Here is a 15,070-nt window from a genome sequence, read left to right as displayed (position 1 = left end):
GAATGTGGCCCCTCGCGGACTTGCGGATAGGCGGCGCTGATGTCTGTTTCTGAGGTCAATGCGGATGTCGCAAGCGCGCGGTGGACTCCCGCGGACTCGGCCTGCTCACCCAAAGGCCTAGTTCTTCCATAACAACGGATGTGCGAATCCGGCGCGCACAAACCCGTCCTATTTCGCAAGGGGGTTTTAGCGCTGTTCAGCTTTCCGAGCGTCTGAGCTGAACAGGGTCTGCTGCTGGTCCCACTTGGCTGGAATGGATCTCAACAGTTGGGCCAACTCAAGCCCGTCTGGCTGGAGGCCATTCAGGACGGCTTCAGTGATGGCCGGCGAGAGCCGCCGAAGCATCCGGCACAGATAGGACTCATTGATCTTCTCGGCCTTGGAGGTCGCGCACCGAGCGTGCGTTCGCTTGGAATCAAGGGGCGGTCATTCGCTCGCTACCCAGTGCCGGATTCTGCTACCCAGCAAGGCGGAGTGATCGGGCGTGTGAGTTGGAGGGTTCGTCGGCATTTCGGGGCGAAGCGGAAGTGGCCGGCATTTTAAGGTGCGCTTGTGGAGGCGAAGATCGGTAACCTCGAGATAAACGATCTCTGAACTGCCCGTTCGGCCGGCGTTCATATCATCCCTTTAGTATCTCCATACAGTAGTGAGCCCGAGCCGTAGTTTCCAGCCGTGGAACCGAATCCACGCGCTCGATGATTTGCGCAGGGACATACTCAATGGAGGAGACACAATGAAGAAGCTTCTCATTTCGGCTGCTGCCGCTGCAATCATGACCGGCGCTGCCTACGCCCAGACGGAATTTTATGTAGTGCAAGACACCTCCACGAAGAAGTGCACCATCGTGGACAAGAAGCCGACCACCACAACCACCGTCATTGTTGGCGACGGCAAGGCGTTCAAGACACGCACTGAAGCTGAGACCGGGATGAAGACCATCAAGGTCTGCGCGCACTAAGGGAGCGGTGGCGAGAAGCGATAACTCCCGCTCCGTCTGCTCCCATCGACAAGAGAGAGGCCGCCGAAGTGGCCTCCCTCTATTCACCGGAACATACTAACTGGAGGATCAGCCATGTTGAAAGGAATGCGCAAGTATGCATTCGGCGCCGCAGCGGCAACTGCGCTTTTTGTAATCCCGATCTCGGCCTATTCCCAATCCTTTGAAATTGGACCGGGAGGCGTCCGAGGGTACGACGGTCGGGGAGGCGGGCAATGCGAGCAATTGCGGCTTGCCTGCGAAAACAAGGACGCGCTAGGGGAACGGGGCGAAGGAAATTGCCGCAGATACCGGGAGACCTGCCAAAGACCAGTACGCAGGGATGTGTGCGCCGAATTGAGACAGGCCTGCCTCTACAAGAACGAGCTGGGCGAACAAGGCGCAGGAAATTGCCGCAGGTATCGCGAGACTTGTAGGGGGCGCCTGTAAAGGTCTCGTCAATTTTCAGGATGGCGGAGTGGTCCGGCATCGCTCGGCACTGCCTCGCGCACGCGTCATCGCGAAGGCCGCCTCAGTTGGCGGCCTCGTTCATATAGGCCACCCCTGGTCCGTGGGGAGAGCTCTGACGGCGACCGGGCCGACAAGTTGGAAGTTCAATCCTGGCCTAATTTGTTCTTGAGGTGACCTCTCGAACTTCGCCCGGTTGGAGCTTCAAGACTTCAGCCTCTTCAAGCGTGAGCTGGCTGGTTAACAGCGAGGCTGTCCACCCTTCTGGAATGGCATTCAAGACTTCAGTGACCGCTTCGTCGCGCGGAGTCGCAGCCACCCAAAGCTGATGTTCCCGATCGTCGGTGGTCACTTTAACTAGATGAATGCCTTCAGTGTTTGCCATAACTCACTATGCTCCCAGAACTAGGCAAGTTCCAGTCGCTTACGTGACCATACCTGCAGGCTGGTCGTTCTCCGGGAAATCGCGCTCGGCGTCTAATTAGGAACCGGCCTTTCTTTCGCACATTGCTCCTGCATCACCGCGCGACCTAGGCTCCTATCGGTGATGAGAACGCTGATTGCGCTCCCGCCCACTCAAACAGGGAGAAGCGCCATGATGAACCGGCGCCGTTTCGAGCAACCACAATCATTCCAAGCTCGCCTTGCCGCGTTCGCACAAGACGCACGCGACGAAGCTGAAAAGCTTCCGCCGGGCATCGAGCGCGACAACATGCTGCGCAAAGTCAGTCAGGCAGATACAGCGGCTCACCTAGAGGAGTGGGCCAATTCCTCTAAACGACTATCACCGAAGTAAGGTCATCATGGCGCGCTATTACTTCGATACGCATAATGGTAAGCTTGTTCGCGATGACGTGGGAATTGAATGCGACAGCTTTCAATCTGTGCGCGCTCAAGCAGCGGCTGGGCTCGCCGACTTTGCAAGAGATATAGTGCCGAGCGCAAAGTGGTGCGAAATGGCAATCCGGGTCCGAGACGACCAAGGCAGACCTGTGATGCAGGCAATTTTGCGCTTTGAAATTAGACAACCGTAAGAAGAGCCACCTCAGTTGGCCGCCTCGCGCCAGGAAAATGGCCGGCGATACGATCGACGACATCGGCGATACATTCGCGACATTAGATGGTTGGGCAAGCCGTAAGCGCAATTTGCTCGAGGGCCCGAAGAGTTCGACCGTTTTCGAATTGATCGGTTCAAGCCAATCCAAGTCCGAGCTGGGAGAGCAACAATTCGGTCATCCCGGATCACACGCTATAAGACAGCATTCTCAATCGCATGCAGACCCGGTCAACTGAGCCAAAAAAATACCGCGCCGTAGCTTATCAAAGCATTGAAAGCACGACAATTCCGTCTTCGAGCTCCCCCGAAGCAAGGCGCGCCCGCGCTATGCGCTCGAACTCCGTTCGATGCTTCTGGAGATAGCTGAAGGCCTGCTTTTGCGTGTTGAATGTCGTCGCGAGCCGGCACATCTGCCGATTCGCGCCGGATGCGAGAAAGAAAGTAATAGTTCCGTGGTCTGGCTTGATTCTAGGCACGACCTGCGCTCTCCGGCATGTGATCGGCCCTCCGTTAGGGGTGATGGCGTTGAAGGCGACTACCGCGCCGGCTTCCGTGAACGCTTCTTGGGCGGTGGCAACGCTATTCGAAGAGCTTCATCGGCCGCTTCCTTGGCCTCGCGCACCTCGCGGAGCCGCGCCATGTTCTTACGAACCTCGATGGCCTGCCTTTCGACGTCCGCCAATGCTCGAATTCCTTCTTCAGCGGCCAAGCGCTTCCGCTCGGAACGGTCGATACTTTCGACGGACGGTTCTGCCGGCTTCTTGGCGCTCATCGCTCCGTCTCCACAACCGACAAGACCCGCTCAATCCGAAGATCGAGCGGGCAGGGGAACCGTTTCAGTACATCCGTGAAACGGCGCCACGATATCAAGCCAGCGAGAGGTTCTCGGCGCTGACTTTGCCTCGCACCTTGTCGGTCTTGATCTCGAAATTGACCTTTTGGCCCTCAGCGAGACCCGCCAGGCCAGCACGTTCGACGGCGCTGATATGGACGAACACATCGTTGCTACCATCGCTCGGCTGAATGAAACCGAAGCCCTTTTGGCCGTTGAACCACTTTACAGTACCTGTCGTCATCTTCTTCTCCAAAGCGTGCGAACGCATTCCGCGCGACAATCACACGGTCATCTTCAACTTCGTCGATGTCTTTGGAAAAAGAGCCCGCAGGCGCATTCAACAAGGCACAGCGGCTAATCGAACGAGCTCAATATACATTGCATTCGCAAATTCGCAAGGAGGCAAGCCGATTTGTTTCTGCGAGCCGGCTCTGGTGCTCCGATCCAAGCGCTTCCCGTGTCTCTGTCGAGCTGCAAGCAAGACGTTATCGATTGACAGCACTGCACGAGAGTGGTCACGTTGATGCCACCAAGCTGTATCGCTGTGACAAGCAGATCGGCTCGTCCGAAGCCGCGACGAGTGTCGCCGCCACTATCCTCAAAAGTCGCAAATGAAGCTCCTGCGCAATTGGCTGCCAGCAGGACGTGTCGCATTCGCAGCCCTGAGCGAGGAGGATCAATTGCACGTACTTGTCAGAGACAACAACGTCGAGCAGGCACTTCGTGTTCTCAAGAAGAAGATGCAACGCGAGGGCGTCTTCCGGGAGATGAAGCAGCGGCGTTCCTACGAAAAGCCGTCCGAGAGAAAGACCCGCGAGAAATCTGAAGCCATTCGCCGGGCCCGCAAGCTCGCTCGGAAGCAGGCGATCCGAGAGGGCTTGCTGCCAGCGCCGCCGAAAAAGAAACCGTTTGAACGCAAGCCACCCTTGCCGGAGATCAAGGCGCGGGCGGAATAGAGAGCACCGTCATTGGGAAGCATGCCGTCGAGCTATGGTCTGAAATCGATGCTTCGCAGCACGATGCCCGGCGGCGTGCCTTCGAACTCTGTCGCACGATATTTGCTGGCCGCTCGAGCTTCGATGCGATCCCGCAGGCGGGTGAACTGAGCTTCCCGCTGCTCGGGTCTGACTTGCGGCCCGCGCTCGAGATAGTCCATCGCAGAAGTGGAGATCGCGCAAGGAACCTCCCTGGCACCGTCATGCATCGAGAACCGGACGATCATCCGGTCGTATTCGTGGCTGATAAAGCGGCCGCTGGTCAATGTCATGGCTTGCTCTTACCTGATTGCGGCCCGGCACGTGCTCCAATCGTCGCCCGCGACGGGCCGCCCGCTTCGAGGTCGCGCCGAGCATGGCCCCGTGTCGCGAATCCAGGCGGCCCTCGTTCGCCTCAGCCCTCCCCCGACAGCCGGGCGAAATCGTCGAACAGTGCTGCCATCAGCGCGCGATGGCGCGTATCCTCGGCAGGCAGACTCGCAGCATAGAGGTTGAGCAGATGACGCGCCTTCACTGCCGCCTCCGGCCAGGACGCGGCAGGCACCGTCATCATGCGGTTTTCGAGGTCGGCTTCGCGCTCGCGCAGCTCGCGGAGATTGGCCTCGACGTCAGCCAGCGCGCGGCGCAGGTCGGTGGCCTTCTGCGCGGCCATGCCGCGATGCTTGTCGAGATCGACCGGCTGGTCAGTCATGGGCGATGCTCGCGTCCGCGGCTTGCGCGTTCGCAAGATCGATCGAGCCGATCGACAGCATCTCCGTGGCGCCGCAAGCGCCTTCGGCGGGCATGGTGATCATTGTGGCAACGCGGCGATAGGCCGAGAAGATTCAGGCCGTCGATCGTCTCCTCGTCGGTGACGACCTCACAGGCACCCGCTAGCAAGACGCGCTCGATGCCACGGATGCGGAACGGATGCTTGAAGTTGAGGGTTTCTCGCCGCGAGCGGATGGTCATGCACGCCGGCCTTTCGCAAGTGAAGCCCAACCGATGCTGGCTCTCGCGATCATGCGCCCTTCGCGCAGCAATAGCCAGCACTATCGTGACCCGCCGGCAAACTAGGATGGCACAGCGGAGCCGTCGCCCGCGCGGCATTTAACGCTCGCTATTGGCTCGGCGCGGGCGTAGGCTCGCCGCCATCACCGCAAATCTCAACGGCTTCGACCGGTGACGGAGGGTCACGTGTGCTCCCGCCGAAGGCCTCCCAAGAGCATTCGATGCCGCGTGTTCGTATCTCGGAATGGATCGTGCCGCCGGTAATCGTTCCATTGTTTTTACTGCTTCTCGTGTGTGGAGCTGCCATCCTCAATGGCTAGGGCAACCCGCGTGCCGTATCTGGTCAGTGGGACCAACGAATACGGAAGCTCCAATCTCGGCCGCGGCAGTGCAATGGTCGCGCTGCGGCTCGCGCGAAAGCTGCTGCGCGAAGGCTACATGGACGTCAGGGTTTGCACTCCGCGCGGACGGGTGCTGCAGTCGAACGAACTCGACGAACTCAAACCACCAAAGGAGAGCGACATGGCGAAGGGCCAGCAACGCGGCAATCGCGAAGCCAAGAAGCCGAAGAAGCAAAAGGCGCAGGTGATCGCTGCGGCGCCGAGCCGCAAGGAAGCCGCTTGGCAGCCGGATTTCGGACCTGCAAAGAAGAAGTAGTAGGACCTGACACCAGCGCAGAACCGCCGGTCTTGCACGTCAAGACTTCTGAACGGCCTAAGCCGACGATTGCCGGTCGCTCCTCCGGCGTCTGCCCGTAACCGTACGGCGAGCCAACGAGTCCTACTCACTAAGGGTTCGTATTTCACGCCCTGTTCCTACACGAGGGCGGCGCCCTGGCTTGTTTCCGACCCCGGTGGCCTAATTTGAAAGTGGAGCGGCTTGTTTTCACCTATGTCCGAAGCGAGGACGGGCCGCTTTTCCGAGCCGCGCTTGTTTTCGCGATCAACAGGCCGGTGAGCTCAGCCGCCGTCTCAGCTGGCGCAGTCTTTTCCGTTGGAATGCCGCTGCACCCAAACGGGCGTAGCGGAAAGGTTGTCTAGGAGTTAAAGCATCTTGCTAACACCCAGCCAGACCGCAAAGTAGCAAGGCGCTTAGGTCTTCTTTTTTGTTGTGATCATTTTTTGAGTGCGTCAGCGGCGTCCCGCGCTGCATCCTTCACATCTCCAGCGGCGTTGTGGGCGGATCCCTTGGCCTTATCGATCTTGCCTTCGGTTTCCATGTCCTTGTCGCCACTGAGTTTACCAGCACCTTCTTTGATGGCGCGTTTGGCCTTGTCGGCAGCGCCCTTGACATGGTCGCGATCCATGATCGTGTTCCTATGCTATTCAGAAGACCAGCACCACGAAAGAGTTGTGCAGCGGTTCCTCGGAGAAGATCAACCGGTCTTGCACGCGAAGACTTCTGAAGGCTCCTAGCCGAACAACGCTGAGGACTATCGTGACGTCCGTTATCGGCGGTAACTCGCGGAACACGACCGACGACTGGTCATCTCAACAGCACGGCCTAAAGGGCTATTCGCCCTCATGGATGTCCGTTCCTGGCCCAACCAAAGCGGTCGTCGAATGTGGAGGTCCGCTGAGTGCATCGAAGCGGAAGTTTCCTGAATCATTCCATAAGAACGCATACGCGAAGGTCGCGCCGTCACTTCAAATGTGAAGCACAGCGTTGATGTCCGTCGTGCGCGGCCGGCACGCGAGCCACCGGGGAAATCGCCATCAAACTGCAGCGGCGTGTCCGCCGGTTCTTGCGTGCCGCGGCAGCGCCATTGCCCCAAGCACGCTGCGCTTTCTTGTCGGTCGCGATGGTCTTTTTAGCTTCCGCACAGCACGGCAAGCTGTTACCATTCCTAAAGACCTGCTCGCTGGAAGCATCAACTCAACTGATACCCCCCAATCACGCCATTTTACGTGCAGTGATGTGCGATGGTTCCGAAGACGCGGTACGCAAAGAGCGGTGATATTAAGATCGCCTACCAGGTTGTCGGGGATGGGCCTTTCGACCTTGTGTTTGTGCCTGGCTTCATCTCGAACTTAGACGTGGCCTGGGACGAGCCTCACCGTGCCCGGGTTTGGACGCGCCTAGCTGCCTTCTCCCGGCTGATCATGTTTGACAAGCGCGGCACTGGTCTCTCTGACCGGACTGTCGGCGTGCCGACGCTCGAGGAACGTATGGATGACGTTCGGGCCGTCATGGATTCCGTCGGCTCGCGACAGGCCGCGCTATTCGGCATCTCGGAAGGGGGCGCGATGTCCGTGTTGTTTGCGGCCACCTATCCAGAGCGCACGCGAGCTCTGGCGCTTTATGGAGCGTACGGGCACTTCCGATCGTGGGTGCTGCCACCGGATAGGATCGAAGGTGCACTCGAGCGCATGGAGAAAGCGTGGGGGACTGGTGAGAGCCTTGCTTTGTTTGCTCCAAGCGTGGCGGCCGACGAGAATTTTCGACAGTCCTGGGCACGTTTTGAGCGGCTCGGCGCAAGTCCGTCTGCTGTTGTGGCGCTTATGCGAATGAATAGCGAAATCGATGTCCGTCCCATTCTCCCGTCCATTCGAGTGCCGACGCTCATCCTTCATCGCCAAGGCGACGTTCGGGTCAACGTTGAGGCCGGGCGATTCATGGCGGAGAAAATTCCGAATGCGAAATACGTCGAACTACAGGGTAATGACCACTTGTTGTGGACCGGTGACACAGATTGCGTGCTAGATGAGGTTGAGGAGTTTTTGACTGGGTCGCGATCGGCAGTCGAAGCTGACCGCGTCCTCGCCACTGTTCTGTTTACCGATATTGTGAACTCAACCAAACGTGCGGAGACGATCGGCGACCGCGCATGGCACGACCTGCTGGATCACCACAATGCCATCGTGCGACGAGAACTGTTGCGGCATCGCGGCCGTGAAGTGAGGACATTGGGTGATGGGTTCTTAGCAACTTTCGACGGTCCGGCTCGATCGATCCGGTGCGCTCTTGCCATAAATGAAAGCGTCGAACCGCTAGGGTTGCAGGTGAGGGCAGGCCTTCACACCGGCGAGATTGAAGTTGCCGATGACGATGTCAGCGGAATCGCCGTGCACATCGCATCGCGCGTTGCGACGATGGCGAAGCCCGGACAGGTTTTGGTCTCGAATACGGTGCGTGATCTGGTGGCAGGATCAAACATTCGGTTCCATGACGAAGGTCATCATTCCCTAAAGGGCATTACTAACAGCGTCAGATTATTCGCGGTTGAACGGTAGAGAGAAGCTCAACGCGGAATGCTCAATTCGGATAGGGTGCTCGACTTGGTCTTGAGGCTATCGCATCGGCCAGCCGTTCTGTGACGAGAGGCTCGCCAAAGTACGAGATAGCTTGCGCGTCACAGCAGATCTGCTCTCTGAAGTGATCGAACTACAGAACGGCTGAGCGAAGCTGTAGAAGTCGAGAGGATCAAACGACGGCCGCCGCCGGCGGAATTGACGTGCGACTTTCTCGACTGCATTCTTGTCAAGGTTGAGTAATGGGTAAACTGGTTGTGTGGCTGCCGCTTATAGAGGCGCGGACATGGCCGGTTGCGCCTTGACTCCTAAGGGTAATCTGGGGACTAATTTACCTGAAATTGAGCTCCGCTCGGTCGCGTTTGGTCCCGAGTGAAGGGGGCAACGCCAGTGGCACGCCGGCATTACCGCTCGATTGATCCAGGCATAAGCGCTGGTGCGGCGTCCAGGCCCTCGAACGCTGGATTTATCGCGAGCACCTCGATCGTTGGGCAGAATAGCACGAACGTCCGGTGGGACAGGGTGGCCGGGCGTGCTTCGGCTAGAGATGGAAAACCAACAGCTTCGTCCCCGATAAGTCGCCGGAACCATTTGCGGAATCTAGCGACCGAGCGGAAATATGTCTCCATCTTGCGAGCCGACCTGCACGGCTCGTCGGATCTGGTGACAGGCCTTGATTTAGAAGAGTCGATCGCGCGGCTAGCCCCAGCAATGGATCAGATGCGATCGGCTGTGCATCAGTACGGTGGCATTATCCATCGAGAAATGGGTGATGGCATATTCGCGGTGTTCGGCGCGCCGGTCGCCAACGACATGCACGCGGTCATGGCTTGCCTCGCTGCGCTCGACCTTCTGCGCCGGATTGAAGCGCTTGCGGATGGTAGCATTCGCGTGCGGGTTGGCGTGCACTCAGGCTTGGTCGTGGCCGGGCCTCGGAAGCTCGACTACACCCAGATGTACGATTTTGACGGCCCTCCATTGATTATGGCTGAGCGCTTGCAAGCAGTGGCGGAGCCCGGCCAGGCGCTCGCGTCCGAAGCGTGTTGGATGCTGGCTCGAGGTTATATCCATTTCGAAGCGCCGGAAATGCACGTTTTAAAGGGCTTCGCCCGGCCGGCGATCGTTCATCCCATAGCGGGTGTTGGTGAGCTATCGAAATGGCAAGTGACACTAGGGCGAGGTACTGCAGCATTCGTCGGTCGTGAGGCAGAATTATCAGACTTGCTTGCCCTAGGCGAAGCGGCTGCGAATGGCCTCGGCCGCGTTGCGCTTGTTTCGGGAGAGCCAGGCGTGGGCAAGTCGCGCTTGGTGCGGGAGGCTGTGCACGTGCTGCGCCAGCGCGGCTGGCACTCCGTGGAGGCGGAATGTAGCCCCATAATTGGAGATTCGCCGTTTTCCCTTCTCAAGGACGTCCTGGCCAAATCTATTTCGGGGCTTAGTGAGGCTGATCAGGCAGCGGTCAAAGCTGACCTGCCAGATGTACAATCGGCTGCGCTGCGCATTCTTCTCGATGGAGTAGTTGCAGAAAACCTTCCAGTGTGGACAAAGCTAGCTCCCCGGGCGCGAACTCGTGCCATCATCGATATGGCTTGTTCGGTCGTGGCGCGTCGGGTTGGTGGGCAGCCGACATTGCTCCTCATTGAGGATGTGCAATGGGCTGATGAGGCAAGCGCCCCTGCCCTTGACGCAATAGTGTCGTTGGCCAAGCGTCTTCCGCTTTTCGTCTTAATCACTGCTCGAACAGATGAGCTGCCCTCTTGGTGTGAGCCGGATGCCAGACTGGTCTTAGCCCCACTAGCGCCTGATGAAGGCCTTGCAATGCTTCATCAGTTGCTTGGTCCATCGCCTCGCCTTCGGCTTTTAAAGGAACGAATTCTAGAGCACACGGGTGCGATGCCGTTGTTTGTAGAGGAAGTTTGTCGTGGGTTGGTAGAGGCCGGTCGATTAAGGGGAGCGTGGGGTGAATTTGAGCCAGCGTTAGAAGAGACAGATCTCGGCGTTCCTTTGACAGTTCAAGGTGTGATCGCGAGCCGTATCGATCGACTGGCGCCACGCGAGAAGCGAGTCTTGCAAGTAGCCGCCTCGATCGGTCCTCAGGTGCCAAGCCGTTTACTCCGGGTGATCGCAGGTTTGGAAGAGGCGGTCTTTCGTCAGATCCATACCGCACTACTGGCAGCGGGTATGTTGGTGTGCGTCCCGCAGACTCGAGATGGGCAAAACTCGTTCCCCCACGAATGCGTTCGCCAGGTTGCATACGATGCCACCCTGGAATCCGATAGGGTGAAACTACACAAGCGTGTTCTGACCGAGCTCGAGGCCGAGGCGGCTACTGCTCTGAACCCGCACGAGCTGGCAGCCATAATGGTGCACCATGCTGTCCAAGCCAAGGAATGGGCGCGTGCAGCCGATTTGGCGGCGACGATCGCGCGTCGCTGCTTTGGCCAATCTGCGTTTTCGGACGCGAAGAAGCATTTCGAACTGGCAATAGCCTCGGTCGACAAGCTGCCGCCGTCACCGCAACGTGAGGCAACCGCGATTGATCTCAGGATTGAGGCGCGAATGGCTTACGGAAATCTAGGAAAGGTGAGCCGTTGGCTCGACTTGGCAAGAGAGGCCGAGGCGCGCGCACTCGCCTCCGACGACAATAGACGACGAATTCCTGCCTTGGCTATGCGTGCGGCGGCATTGAACTTCTACGGTGCGCCGGCCGAAGCGCTCGACGCGGGCGAGGCTGCAGTGCGCGAAGCGGGCCAGAGCGGCGAGCCTGGATGGTTGGCCTATGCGGAATATGGGTTGGGGCAGGCGCGGTTTATCGCTGGTCACTATGTAGAGGCCGTAGAGGTTCTGGAGAGAGCTTACCAGCGTTTTTATTTTGAAGGTGCTTCACCGCCACCCGGCGGCGGAGCAGCACAAGCTGCGCTGCTTAGCTGTATGATGATCTGCGTCAGTAAAGTGGCACTTGGGGACGAAGAAGGCGCTGCCGCGGCGCAAGCACGAGCAGATGCGATTGCGGCTCAGAATGAGGGCCCCGCTGCGGCGATAGCAGGGGGATTTAGCCGCGGAGTGCTTCTACTCTCAAGAAATGAGCCCCAGGCGGCGGAAGCGGCGCTGGCACAGTCCCTCAAGCTCGCCCATCAGCATGAAGTGCATCTTTTCATTCCCGTGCTTGCCAATCAGCACGGGCTTGCGCTCCTGCGACTGGGACGCGTGACAGAAGCGCGAAAGGCGTTTGAAATGGCCCGTGACGAGGCCGAACTGCTTGGGCACCGGTCGGCTGCACTGCGCGCAGAGCTAGGACTTGCGCTCTGTAAGGCAGCATCGCCAACCCAACGCAACTTAGCAATAGAGATGGTTTGCCGTTGTGAGCAGAGTGCTCAGCAAAATGGGTACCAACCTTTAGAGTTGGAAGCGCTGCTCATCAAGAGCGCTTTGAATGGCGCACTGGGTATGGATTTTGCGGCGGACCGAAACAAAGCCGAGCAAATTGCGGCGCGTGTCGGGGCCTTCGGAACGAAACGTGAGGTTTCTCGGGTGCTGTCGCGTGTTTTGAATCAATCCAGCTAGCGAGTTGACTCGCGAAGGGAGCACGAACGCCGAGATTCCCATGATCGCGCGGCATCTGCCGAGATTGCATCTCCCAGCACAACCGCTAGGATAGATGCGATGCTAGGACCCGCTCCACGGTCGTCAACTTACAACGAGGGCGGCGAGCGGGCAGTTGCTTTTGTTGGACTTTGCCAGTGCAGAAAAGCGGTTTCGTGTTCGCAAAACATTCATAAGGGAGGCGGGTATGACAAAGACGCCGACGAAAGATTTAGGCGAAGTTGCCACAGCGACCGAGAAGGATGCAGGAAAATTTTCACCGCAGATCTTGGGTGCTCTCTACAAGGACTATCCAACCAACTTTTCATCGAAGTTTTTTTCTGCGGCCACAGTAGTTTCGAGCGTTAGGAATATCAAAGCCGCAGGTTTCACTAGAGACAGTCTGCTATGGGGATACTACCAAAAATTTGCGGCAAGCGATCCCACCGATCAGTCCAATTGGGGTAATCCGGACCTTTACCAGAACTGGGAATCGTCCGTCGCTGAGGCGCGGGAGGCACTTACTAAGCTCCCCGTCGATCCAAATCTACCAGGGCCTGATCCGGATAATCCGAGTGCGCGAGCTCGCAATATGCTGGACCACCTCGACACGGCCGTGAGAATTGCGCTGTTTGACAAACACCTGCCGGGCAACCCGATGGATTCCGGGATCGAGATTGATGTCGTGGTGGGAGTCCAAGCCCGGCCTTCGCGGCGCCACAAGGTCACGACTTTATGGCGCAACGCTCCGCACAATCCTAGCGATCCGAAATACAAATACGATAAACTCACTATCGTAATGACGTGTCCTCGGGGAGGGTGGATCGGGACAGCAGCTTGGAAGTACAATGGCCGAAGCCGCTTCACTCGCTACGCTGCAACTTACAAAGTGCCAGCCGCACCAGCTCACGATAGAGGCCAAATCCTTTTCATCTTTAACGGGCTTGAAAGCTTACCAAACCCTCAGCAGAGTTTCCCTCCTGGCATCCTGCAGCCGGTATTGCAATGGTCATCACCCGACGGCTGGGCCATTCGTAGTTGGTACGTACCATCTACATATACGCCATCTATCGACATGATGCCCGGACTAAACGACGAAAGGAGATTTACGGGCCCGGAGGCACCGGCTTGGACGAAAGCGACTAAAGTCGCTGCAAATAAAGTTCTGACGGGTGTAATTGAGTGGGACGGGATGTCTTATCGATCAAGCTTCTTGCTTGACGGCAGCACCGTTGCAACGCTGCTTGCGCCTAACATACTGCCACTGACATATCCGGTTGCCGTAGTCGAGGCTTACGAGTTCAAAAACAAAAATGATCTCGTCGACGTTGCGATGAACAATCTCGAGCTTGAACAAGAGGATTCGCCAGGCGTACCAGTCGAACCGACTTGGGATGTCGGAACTGACGCCAATCCAAGTGATCACATTCATTACGGAACTGGAAGGTTGCAGCGGTACAAGATCGTGCCAAGTAACAGCAACACAACATTGACTTTTACTAGGAAGTAAGCGCTGCGGTCTGAAACCGGAGCAATTGCCACTATTGAATCTCGCAGAAGACCGAGAGGAGCGTCGAAATGACGGCCCAGAGTATAAGATGCAATGAATTTTCCCCTATTTACACCAACAATTCAAATAGTGCGGCTACACTGCGACTGAGTGTGACCAATCAATGCGGTGGTGCGGTCGTGTTGGGGCTGTACGATATAGGCACCAATACATTGAAGGACTCCCCACAATTGCAGCCAGGCTTGAACATTCTTCAGGTTCCAGCGAAGCAATATCTGGCCGTCTACTGCAAGAGTGTGGTCCACGACGGCGCTGGCGGATGTGTTGCCGAATATACAGTAGTTTGACGAGGAGCTCGACGCGGCGTTCACGTGCACCCAGAAGCACTAGTTGGTGAGAGGAACGTTTGCCCAGCGCCGGCCAGACGATCTTTCGGGTCTTAAACGTGCCGGGACCGCGCGCCTATGAGTTTGGGATCGCGCTTGGTGTGGCTGCTGACCACTCGCTGGCGCCTTGGACCTCGATTTCCCGCTAACGGAAGAACGGTCGTCAATTTGCCATACGGGGCTCCGCGGACGCTCTTGTTTTTCTGCCGATGCACTAGGGGCTTTGGAGCCGCGATGGGAGGCTTCGGTTAACTGAGTGCGGCCCGTCGCGCGCTATTGTAAATCGTAACGCTTCAATGCTGGGGAGAGAAACCCCAATCACCCCGACGTAAACAATGGTCTGAGGTCCTTTTTGATGATGCGTATTCTGGTACCGTGCTCCCCAAGTCAAACTGAGAAAGCCGTGACAGCGGAGAAGCATGAATCCCGTTCCTGGCGCTAAGCGAGAGCATCTGAGCCGCAGCAGTCGAGCAAGTTTTTCTTCAGTTTCTCTCCCTCCACCAAAGTGCATCATACGCGCGCACGTCCATGCCTGCTTGTCGGTTTCGATCCCCAGCGACGTGAGCCGTTGCTTGGGCTCGTGAGAGCTCAGAATATCGACATCATGCAGTTTGAGAGCCAGCTCGAAACGTTCAAGACTGCCTTCTCGAAGAACTACGATCTCGCTTCTAGGCACTTCCAGACGGCGATCGCTGAGATCGATAGGTCCATCGATTACCTTCAGAAGACCAAGGATACGTTGATAGGCGCCGATCGGAACGTCCGCCTTGCGAGCGACAAGGCGCAGGACGTGACGATCAAAAAGCTGACCCGGGGCAATCCGACGATGGCGGCGAAATTTGCGGAGCTTAAGAGCCTGCCTGCTGAAGCCGCCGAGTGTGACAGCCAAAGTAGTGCCTCGGTGCACGTGAAATCGTGTAATCGCATTCACGAGTTTCAAAATTTAACGCCCGAAGAACCGAAGTCCGGCTAGCGGACTTCGTCGGTTGTGGAATCGGTCTGTTTGGGAATGTTCTGCAA

At 57.7% G+C, this 15,070-nt stretch carries 18 protein-coding genes and 1 pseudogene; 11 read left to right on the top strand and 8 right to left on the bottom strand.

Annotated elements, in window-relative coordinates:
• Positions 1-733 precede the first annotated feature (733 nt).
• Positions 734-958 carry a hypothetical protein gene (locus tag ACNJX8_RS38315; RefSeq protein WP_439358831.1) on the top strand — a complete coding sequence of 75 codons (225 nt, stop codon included), beginning with the start codon at positions 734-736 and terminating at the stop codon, positions 956-958.
• A 643-nt stretch (positions 959-1,601) separates the two neighbouring features.
• On the opposite strand, the gene ACNJX8_RS38310 is transcribed toward ACNJX8_RS38315, so the two are convergent.
• Complete coding sequence (locus tag ACNJX8_RS38310; RefSeq protein ID WP_128936402.1) at positions 1,602-1,829, bottom strand: hypothetical protein; 228 nt, start codon at positions 1,827-1,829, stop codon at positions 1,602-1,604.
• Between the two features lie 210 nt (positions 1,830-2,039).
• On the opposite strand from ACNJX8_RS38310, the gene ACNJX8_RS38305 reads away from it, so the two are divergent.
• Together ACNJX8_RS38305 and ACNJX8_RS38300 are read left to right on the top strand one after the other, a co-directional pair.
• Positions 2,040-2,240, top strand: a complete 201-nt coding sequence (locus ACNJX8_RS38305; RefSeq protein WP_245473719.1) for a hypothetical protein — start codon at positions 2,040-2,042, stop codon at positions 2,238-2,240.
• A 7-nt stretch (positions 2,241-2,247) separates the two neighbouring features.
• Positions 2,248-2,478 (top strand): DUF6894 family protein, encoded by a 231-nt coding sequence (locus tag ACNJX8_RS38300; protein WP_439358830.1) that lies wholly within the window; start codon positions 2,248-2,250, stop codon positions 2,476-2,478.
• Between the two features lie 286 nt (positions 2,479-2,764).
• Here the strand turns inward: ACNJX8_RS38300 and ACNJX8_RS38295 are convergent, their stop codons facing one another.
• From ACNJX8_RS38295 to ACNJX8_RS38285, 3 genes are all read right to left on the bottom strand, one after another.
• Positions 2,765-2,977, bottom strand: coding sequence for a hypothetical protein (locus tag ACNJX8_RS38295; RefSeq protein ID WP_439358829.1), 213 nt, complete (start codon positions 2,975-2,977; stop codon positions 2,765-2,767).
• A gap of 59 nt (positions 2,978-3,036) precedes the next feature.
• Complete coding sequence (locus tag ACNJX8_RS38290) at positions 3,037-3,273, bottom strand: transcriptional regulator (RefSeq protein ID WP_439358828.1); 237 nt, start codon at positions 3,271-3,273, stop codon at positions 3,037-3,039.
• Positions 3,274-3,367: 94 nt separating this feature from the next.
• Positions 3,368-3,577, bottom strand: coding sequence for a cold-shock protein (locus tag ACNJX8_RS38285; RefSeq protein ID WP_128936398.1), 210 nt, complete (start codon positions 3,575-3,577; stop codon positions 3,368-3,370).
• A gap of 65 nt (positions 3,578-3,642) precedes the next feature.
• Here ACNJX8_RS38285 and ACNJX8_RS38280 point away from each other — a divergent pair, with 65 nt between their 5' ends.
• Positions 3,643-3,951, top strand: coding sequence for a hypothetical protein (locus ACNJX8_RS38280; protein ID WP_439358827.1), 309 nt, complete (start codon positions 3,643-3,645; stop codon positions 3,949-3,951).
• A 65-nt stretch (positions 3,952-4,016) separates the two neighbouring features.
• Complete coding sequence (rpsU, locus tag ACNJX8_RS38275) at positions 4,017-4,292, top strand: 30S ribosomal protein S21 (RefSeq protein WP_027572522.1); 276 nt, start codon at positions 4,017-4,019, stop codon at positions 4,290-4,292.
• A gap of 32 nt (positions 4,293-4,324) precedes the next feature.
• On the opposite strand, the gene ACNJX8_RS38270 is transcribed toward rpsU, so the two are convergent.
• From ACNJX8_RS38270 to ACNJX8_RS38260, 3 genes and pseudogenes are all read right to left on the bottom strand, one after another.
• Positions 4,325-4,603 carry a DUF1488 domain-containing protein gene (locus ACNJX8_RS38270; protein ID WP_128936397.1) on the bottom strand — a complete coding sequence of 93 codons (279 nt, stop codon included), beginning with the start codon at positions 4,601-4,603 and terminating at the stop codon, positions 4,325-4,327.
• Between the two features lie 122 nt (positions 4,604-4,725).
• Complete coding sequence (locus tag ACNJX8_RS38265) at positions 4,726-5,022, bottom strand: hypothetical protein (protein WP_439358826.1); 297 nt, start codon at positions 5,020-5,022, stop codon at positions 4,726-4,728.
• Positions 5,015-5,282: pseudogene (locus tag ACNJX8_RS38260) on the bottom strand (hypothetical protein). Before ACNJX8_RS38260 ends, ACNJX8_RS38265 begins: the two are co-directional and overlap by 8 nt.
• Positions 5,283-5,633: 351 nt before the next feature.
• Here ACNJX8_RS38260 and ACNJX8_RS38255 point away from each other — a divergent pair.
• Positions 5,634-5,978 (top strand): hypothetical protein, encoded by a 345-nt coding sequence (locus ACNJX8_RS38255; protein ID WP_208758160.1) that lies wholly within the window; start codon positions 5,634-5,636, stop codon positions 5,976-5,978.
• 457 nt (positions 5,979-6,435) lie between these two features.
• Here the strand turns inward: ACNJX8_RS38255 and ACNJX8_RS38250 are convergent, their stop codons facing one another.
• Complete coding sequence (locus ACNJX8_RS38250; protein WP_439358825.1) at positions 6,436-6,627, bottom strand: CsbD family protein; 192 nt, start codon at positions 6,625-6,627, stop codon at positions 6,436-6,438.
• A gap of 616 nt (positions 6,628-7,243) precedes the next feature.
• Here ACNJX8_RS38250 and ACNJX8_RS38245 point away from each other — a divergent pair.
• The 5 genes from ACNJX8_RS38245 (at position 7,244) to ACNJX8_RS38225 (ending at position 15,023) form a co-directional block, all read left to right on the top strand.
• Positions 7,244-8,554, top strand: a complete 1,311-nt coding sequence (locus ACNJX8_RS38245; RefSeq protein WP_439358824.1) for an alpha/beta fold hydrolase — start codon at positions 7,244-7,246, stop codon at positions 8,552-8,554.
• Positions 8,555-8,944: 390 nt separating this feature from the next.
• Positions 8,945-12,136 (top strand): ATP-binding protein, encoded by a 3,192-nt coding sequence (locus ACNJX8_RS38240; protein WP_439358823.1) that lies wholly within the window; start codon positions 8,945-8,947, stop codon positions 12,134-12,136.
• Positions 12,137-12,362: 226 nt separating this feature from the next.
• Positions 12,363-13,664 carry a hypothetical protein gene (locus tag ACNJX8_RS38235; RefSeq protein WP_439358822.1) on the top strand — a complete coding sequence of 434 codons (1,302 nt, stop codon included), beginning with the start codon at positions 12,363-12,365 and terminating at the stop codon, positions 13,662-13,664.
• 68 nt (positions 13,665-13,732) lie between these two features.
• The gene (locus ACNJX8_RS38230; RefSeq protein ID WP_439358821.1) at positions 13,733-14,011 is read left to right on the top strand and encodes a hypothetical protein; all 279 of its coding nucleotides are present in this window, start codon (positions 13,733-13,735) and stop codon (positions 14,009-14,011) included.
• A 544-nt stretch (positions 14,012-14,555) separates the two neighbouring features.
• The gene (locus ACNJX8_RS38225; RefSeq protein ID WP_439358820.1) at positions 14,556-15,023 is read left to right on the top strand and encodes a DUF2130 domain-containing protein; all 468 of its coding nucleotides are present in this window, start codon (positions 14,556-14,558) and stop codon (positions 15,021-15,023) included.
• Positions 15,024-15,070 lie beyond the last annotated feature (47 nt).

This window comes from Bradyrhizobium sp. SPXBL-04 (genome assembly GCF_051853035.1).
Lineage (GTDB): Bacteria > Pseudomonadota > Alphaproteobacteria > Rhizobiales > Xanthobacteraceae > Bradyrhizobium > Bradyrhizobium zhanjiangense.
This window is presented reverse-complemented; position numbering and strand designations above follow the sequence as displayed.

Excerpts from the sequence above, each read along its gene's own strand:
- ACNJX8_RS38280 (WP_439358827.1), top strand. The coding sequence starts at position 3,643 with ATGTCTTTGGAAAAAGAGCCCGCAGGCGCATTCAACAAGGCACAGCGG.
- ACNJX8_RS38290 (WP_439358828.1), bottom strand. The coding sequence starts at position 3,273 with ATGAGCGCCAAGAAGCCGGCAGAACCGTCCGTCGAAAGTATCGACCGT.
- ACNJX8_RS38300 (WP_439358830.1), top strand. The coding sequence starts at position 2,248 with ATGGCGCGCTATTACTTCGATACGCATAATGGTAAGCTTGTTCGCGAT.
- ACNJX8_RS38255 (WP_208758160.1), top strand. The coding sequence starts at position 5,634 with ATGGCTAGGGCAACCCGCGTGCCGTATCTGGTCAGTGGGACCAACGAA.
- ACNJX8_RS38315 (WP_439358831.1), top strand. The coding sequence starts at position 734 with ATGAAGAAGCTTCTCATTTCGGCTGCTGCCGCTGCAATCATGACCGGC.
- ACNJX8_RS38235 (WP_439358822.1), top strand. The coding sequence starts at position 12,363 with ATGACAAAGACGCCGACGAAAGATTTAGGCGAAGTTGCCACAGCGACC.
- ACNJX8_RS38265 (WP_439358826.1), bottom strand. The coding sequence starts at position 5,022 with ATGACTGACCAGCCGGTCGATCTCGACAAGCATCGCGGCATGGCCGCG.
- ACNJX8_RS38230 (WP_439358821.1), top strand. The coding sequence starts at position 13,733 with ATGACGGCCCAGAGTATAAGATGCAATGAATTTTCCCCTATTTACACC.
- ACNJX8_RS38245 (WP_439358824.1), top strand. The coding sequence starts at position 7,244 with ATGGTTCCGAAGACGCGGTACGCAAAGAGCGGTGATATTAAGATCGCC.
- ACNJX8_RS38310 (WP_128936402.1), bottom strand. The coding sequence starts at position 1,829 with ATGGCAAACACTGAAGGCATTCATCTAGTTAAAGTGACCACCGACGAT.
- ACNJX8_RS38305 (WP_245473719.1), top strand. The coding sequence starts at position 2,040 with ATGATGAACCGGCGCCGTTTCGAGCAACCACAATCATTCCAAGCTCGC.
- ACNJX8_RS38270 (WP_128936397.1), bottom strand. The coding sequence starts at position 4,603 with ATGACATTGACCAGCGGCCGCTTTATCAGCCACGAATACGACCGGATG.
- ACNJX8_RS38250 (WP_439358825.1), bottom strand. The coding sequence starts at position 6,627 with ATGGATCGCGACCATGTCAAGGGCGCTGCCGACAAGGCCAAACGCGCC.
- ACNJX8_RS38285 (WP_128936398.1), bottom strand. The coding sequence starts at position 3,577 with ATGACGACAGGTACTGTAAAGTGGTTCAACGGCCAAAAGGGCTTCGGT.